The following is a 5,209-nucleotide window of genomic DNA, read 5'->3' as shown; positions in this document are numbered from 1 at the left end:
AGGGCGGGGGGCGCACCGTGCCGGGGGGCCGGCTGGACCACCAGGCGGCGCCGCCCGTGATCATGGCCACCAGGAGCGCGCCCCCGCCGATCGCGGCCAGCGGCAGCCTGCGCCGCCGCCGCGGCACCGTCGTCATAGGGACGGGCACGGGCCCGGTCCGCTCGGGGGCGCTGCCCGCCAGGATCTCGGTCAGCCGCCGCTCGGCCTCCTCCAGCGTCATCCGCTCCGCCGGGTCCTTGCGCAGCAGCCCGAGCACCACCGGGCCGAGCACGCCCGCGCGGGCCAGCGGCTCCAGCTCGGCGTGCATGACCGCGCCGAGCGTGGCCAGCGCGTTGTCCCGCTGGAAAGGCGAGTGGCCCTCGACGGCCATGTAGAGCGTCACGCCCAGTGACCACAGGTCCGACGCGGGCCTGGCCCGGCCTCCCGCCGCGCGTTCCGGCGCCATGAAGGCGGGGGTCCCGATCAGGATGCCCGTCCTGGTGACGGGCGCCTCGTCCTCGGTGGTGGCGATGCCGAAATCGGTGAGGACCGCCCTGCCGTCCTCGGCGAGCAGCACGTTGTCCGGTTTGACGTCCCGGTGCAGCACCCCGGCCGCGTGGGCCGCGCGCAGCGCCTCCAGCAGTTGCAGCCCGATGTTCGCGGCCTGGAGCGGGGGCATCGGCCCGTCGTCGCGGATCAGGTCGCCGAGGGTACGGGAGCGCACGAGCTGCATGACGATCCACGGGTGCCCGCGCTCCTCCAGCACGTCATAGACGGTCGCCACGCCCGGGTGCGCCACCCGGCCCGCCGCCCTGGCCTCCCTGAACGTGCGCACCGCGAACACCTCGCGCTCCGGGCCCGTGAGGTCGGGCGGAGGCAGGACCTCCTTCACCGCCACGTCCCTGCCCAGCACCTCGTCGTGCGCCTGCCACACCGTGCCCATGCCGCCCTTGCCGATCGTCCTGAGCAGGCGATATCTCCCACCGATCGTCCCCGCAGAATCGGACATGCACGGCGACTACCCCAGAAGCACCCGGGCAAGCGCGGTGACGATCGCCGCCGCGGCCAGGACGACGAGGAACGGCGCCCGCAGCAACAGCGCCACGGCGGCCGCCCCGAGCCCCGCCGTGCGGGCCGGATCGAAGCGCAGCCCGCCCCCCTCCGTGAACACCTGCACCGCGATCAGCGCCGCCAGCAGCGCCACCGGCACCAGCTCGGCGAACCTGCGCACCGCCGGATGGTCGAGCACCCGGCGCGGCGCCGCCAGCCCGGCCAGCTTGAGCGCGTAGCAGCCGGCGCAGAGCGCGGCGATCGCCCACCACAGCGTCATCGCGCCAGCACCGCCAGGACCGCCGCGGCCGACAGCAGCACCGGCACGCCGGCCGGCAGGAACGGGGTGGCGCACAGCGCGATCGCCGCGGCGGCCGCGGCCAGCAGGCGCAGTTCCTTGCTCGCCGCCAGCCGGGGCCACAGGATGGCCAGGAACGCGGCCGGGCCCACCGCGTCCAGCCCCAGCACGCCCGGGTCGCCCAGGAACGACGTGCCGAACGCGCCCAGCAGGGTCGAGAGGTTCCAGGCGATGTACAGGCTGGCGAACGTGGCGGTGAAGCCGGCACGGGCCGCGGCCGGGGACGGCTGGGCGAGCGCGACGGCCGCGGTCTCGTCGATCACGCCGTGCGCGGCCAGCAGCCGGCGCGGGCCGCGTACCCGCAGCAGGTCGGCCAGGCGCAGGCCGTACAGGGTGTTGCGGCCGCCCAGCAGCAGCGCGCCCGCGGTGGCGGTCACCAGGTCGCCGCCCGCGCCCACCGCTCCCGTCAGGGCGAACTGCGAGGCGCCCGTGAACGTCAGCAGGCTCATCACGCACGCCTGCGGCACGGTCAGGCCCGCGGTGATCGCCGCGGCCCCGAACGCCAGCCCGGACAGCCCCACGGCAAGGCCCACACCGAGACCGTCCCGGACAGCGGCGGAACGCTGTGTTGTCTGATCCATGGGGCCAGACGCTAGGCGTTGGGGGAATCGCCAGTCTTGTACGTTCCTGCAGCACGTTGGTAGGCAGCGGGCGGTACGCCCACGATGCGGCGGAAATGCCGGGTCAGGTGGGCCTGGTCGGTGAAGCCCACCTCGGCGGCCACCTGCGCCGGGCGCATCCCGGCATCGAGGAGGTGACGCGCCCGGCGTACCCGCAGCGAGGTCAGGTACGCGTGCGGCGGCAGCCCCGTCGCCGCCTTGAACGCCCGCAGCAGCGCGAACGGCCGCGCCCCCACCGCGCCCGCCAGATCGTCCAGCGTCGGCGGGTCCACCAGGCTCTCGTGCAGCAGGTCCACCGCCTCGCGCACGGCCCCCCGGCTCTCCCCGGGCAGCACCAGGGCCGGCCGGGGCGTGGCGTGGCGGGCCAGCAGCCGGGCGAACAGCGTCCGGCTCAGCGTCGAGGCGGCCAGCGCGTCCCCGCGCTCGGCCGCCAGGTGCGCCCTGCCGAGCAGCGCCGCCACCTCGTCGTCGCGCACTACTTGCTCAGGGAAGTGCGGCGTCCCGCGCGGCGCGCCCAGCTCGGCCGCGATCCCGGCCAGCGCGTCGATCGACGGGTAGAGCATGCGGTACGACCACCCGTCGGGCGCGCCCGCCTGGCCGGTGTGCACGGCGTCCGGGTTGACCAGCACCAGCTCGCCCGCGGCCGCCCGGTGGGTGACGCCCTTATAGGCGAACTCCTCGACGCCGGTGACGATCAGGCCGATGGCGTACCCGTCGTGGACGTGCCGGGAGAAGCGGTGGGTGACGTAGCGGGCCCTGAGCAGATCCGTGCCCGGCACCGCCGGGTGCCGCCAGAAGTGCGCCTGCTCTTTCACCGTGGCTGGAACGTGCGCGCGAACTTCTCGAAGTAGTGCCGTTCCCGGTCCCAGCGGGAGTCCGGCGTCTCCCAGTAGAGGGCGTAGGGACGGCCGTCGGCGGTGTGGAAGCCGCGGTTGATCACGTGGATCAGCTGCCCGCCGCGCAACCGGGTGAACTCCCAGTCCGCGGCCTCGCGCCCGAGGTAGCCGGTGGCGGAGATGCCGACCCGGGTGTACCCCTGGAACTCGTTCTTGGCCTGGATCTCCTTCTCCAAGGCGACCCAGTGCTTCACCGGGTCCTTCCAGGGGATGTCGGGCACGGTCCACTCCACGATCAGCGTCCCAGGGGCGTCCGGGCCGGTGATGGAGACGCTGTCCCTGGCGGGGTTCTTCTTGACCTGCCACTGCCTGGGCATGCCGATCGAGAAACGGCCCGCCGCGCTCGTGAACGTCCGCCAGCCGGCGGGCACCGGCCGGCCCGTGGCGGTCGGCGTCTGCGTGGGGGTCGGCGTCTGCGTGGGGGACGCCGTCTGCGTGGGGGACGCCGTCGAGGGGGCGGGACCGGCGGCCGGGCCCTGGCTCGTCATGTTGTTGTAGAGCAGCGTGCCGCCCGCGCCCAGGATCGCCACCGCGGCCACCGCGGCCAGGACCCAGATCCACAGCGCCCTGCCGCGCCGGGGCCGCCCGGGAACGGTCGGGTACGGCCCGCCACCGTTCGTCGGCCGCCCGGCGGAGTCGAAGGCGGCCTGCTGAGCGCCGCCGGCCGCTGGCGGGTGGGCGCCGGACGCGACCTCGTACAGGAGCCGGGCGGCCTCCTCGGCGGGCATCCGCGCGTCCGGATCCCGGCGCAGCAGCCCCATGATGACCGGCGCCAGCGCCCCGGCCCTGGCCGGCGGTCTGGGCGCGTCGCGCAGCACCGCCGCCACCGTCGCCGCCCACGAGTCCCGCTTGTACGGTGGCTCGCCCTCGACGGCCGTGTACAGCGTGGCGCCCAGCGACCACAGGTCCGACTCCGGTCTGGCCGGCTCGCCGTTGAGGCGCTCGGGAGGCATGTACGCGGGCGTGCCCACCAGCCCGCCGGTCGCCGTCAGCCCCGCCTCGGCCTCCAGGGACGCGATGCCGAAGTCGGTGAGCACCACTCTGCCGTCGTCGGCCAGCAGCACGTTCTCGGGCTTGACGTCACGGTGCAGCACCCCGGTGGCGTGCGCGGCGCGCAGGGCGTCCAGCAGCCGGCCGCCGATCACCGCGACCTGCCCGGCCTGCAGCGGCCCCTGCTCGCCGATCACCTGGGCCAGCGAGCGGGAGCGGACGAGCTGCATCACGATCCACGGGCGGCCGTCCTCCTCCACGACGTCGTGGATGACGATCACCGAGGGGTGGTCGAGCCGGCCCGCCGCCCTGGCCTCCCTGATGGTCCGGCTGTTGAGCTCGGCCCGCTTGGAGTCGCCGACGCCCGAGTAGCGGACCTCCTTGATCGCCACCGTACGGTCGAGCAGCTCGTCGTAGGCCCGCCAGACCACGCCCATGCCGCCCTCGCCGAGCGGCTCGATGAGGCGATATCGGTTGCTGACCTGCTTTTCCACGCAGAGCAGCCTACTTTGCCGGTATGAACGTCGCGGTGAACCCCTCGAAGAAGTGGTAGTCGTCCTTCCAGTGGCTGTTGAGCGTGTGCCAGTAGATGGCGTACGCCCGCCCGTTGTCGGTCACGAAGCCCCGGTTCCGGACGCGGGTCTTGCCCGTGTTGGTGTTCCAGGTGAAGTCCCAGTCCGCGGCGGCCTTCATGTAGTCGACCTTCTTGATGTCGAGCTTCTCGTAGCCGCCGAAGTTGTTCTTGAGGCTGGGCTCCTGCTTCTTCCAGTCCTTGTACGGGTCCGTGCCGGGCTTTGCCGCCTCCTCGACCATGACATACGCGTTGGAGGCCGCCCCCGGGCCCTTGAACTTGACCTGCCTGCCGCTCCGGTCCCACACGTCCCAGCCCTTGGGCAGGCCGATGGAGAAGCCCATTTTCTTGTCCTTGTACATCTTCCAGCCGGCCGGCAGCGGGTCCTTCTTCGTGGGGCTCGGGGCGGCGCTCGCCGTCGGGCTCGGGGTGGCGCTCGGCGGTGCAGTGGATGTCGCGGTGGGCGTGGCCGACGGCGGCTGGGAGGCGCCGGACGGCGTCGAGGTGGCGGCGGCGGCCTGTGAGCCGCCGGTCTCCTGAGAAGGGTCGTCGGGGGCCGAGCGCAGGCCGAGATAGCCGCCGATGCCGGCGACGAGCAGGACCGCCACGGCCGCCGCGATGACGGGACCGGGCCGCCGCTGGTCCGGCTTGCCCGCCTCCACCGTGGCCGCGGTCGGCGCCTTCGGCGGCCCGCCGGTCGCCGGGGTGAGCCGCGCGCCGGTCTCGCTGTCTCCTATACACATCT

The 5,209-nt window shown here is 73.9% G+C and carries 5 protein-coding genes and 1 pseudogene; all 6 read right to left on the bottom strand.

Going from position 1 to position 5,209, the window contains the following annotated elements:
* A partial coding sequence (locus tag EJK15_RS67540) for a serine/threonine-protein kinase (protein WP_138720640.1) occupies positions 1 to 988 on the bottom strand: 988 nt, incomplete at its 3' end.
* 9 nt (positions 989 to 997) lie between these two features.
* Positions 998 to 1,309 carry an AzlD domain-containing protein gene (locus EJK15_RS67535; protein ID WP_138720639.1) on the bottom strand — a complete coding sequence of 104 codons (312 nt, stop codon included), beginning with the start codon at positions 1,307 to 1,309 and terminating at the stop codon, positions 998 to 1,000.
* The gene (locus EJK15_RS67530; protein ID WP_138720638.1) at positions 1,306 to 1,968 is read right to left on the bottom strand and encodes an AzlC family ABC transporter permease; all 663 of its coding nucleotides are present in this window, start codon (positions 1,966 to 1,968) and stop codon (positions 1,306 to 1,308) included. Before EJK15_RS67530 ends, EJK15_RS67535 begins: the two co-directional genes overlap by 4 nt.
* A gap of 11 nt (positions 1,969 to 1,979) precedes the next feature.
* Positions 1,980 to 2,822 carry an AraC family transcriptional regulator gene (locus tag EJK15_RS67525; protein ID WP_240778114.1) on the bottom strand — a complete coding sequence of 281 codons (843 nt, stop codon included), beginning with the start codon at positions 2,820 to 2,822 and terminating at the stop codon, positions 1,980 to 1,982.
* On the bottom strand, positions 2,819 to 4,387 hold the full coding sequence (locus EJK15_RS67520) for a serine/threonine-protein kinase (RefSeq protein ID WP_138720637.1): 1,569 nt from the start codon (positions 4,385 to 4,387) through the stop codon (positions 2,819 to 2,821). The genes EJK15_RS67525 and EJK15_RS67520 overlap by 4 nt, the downstream gene beginning before the upstream one ends.
* A 10-nt stretch (positions 4,388 to 4,397) precedes the next feature.
* Positions 4,398 to 5,209: pseudogene (locus EJK15_RS72350) on the bottom strand (hypothetical protein); the annotation flags it as partial.

The organism is Nonomuraea basaltis, assembly GCF_005893125.1.
Classification (GTDB): Bacteria; Actinomycetota; Actinomycetes; order Streptosporangiales; family Streptosporangiaceae; genus Nonomuraea; species Nonomuraea basaltis.
The sequence above is the reverse complement of the archived record's forward strand: the minus strand, read 5'-3'. Positions and strand labels throughout refer to the sequence as shown.

Bases quoted from the DNA above. Each gene is read 5' to 3' on its own strand.
- EJK15_RS67530 (WP_138720638.1), bottom strand. From the start codon at position 1,968: ATGGATCAGACAACACAGCGTTCCGCCGCTGTCCGGGACGGTCTCGGT.
- EJK15_RS67535 (WP_138720639.1), bottom strand. From the start codon at position 1,309: ATGACGCTGTGGTGGGCGATCGCCGCGCTCTGCGCCGGCTGCTACGCG.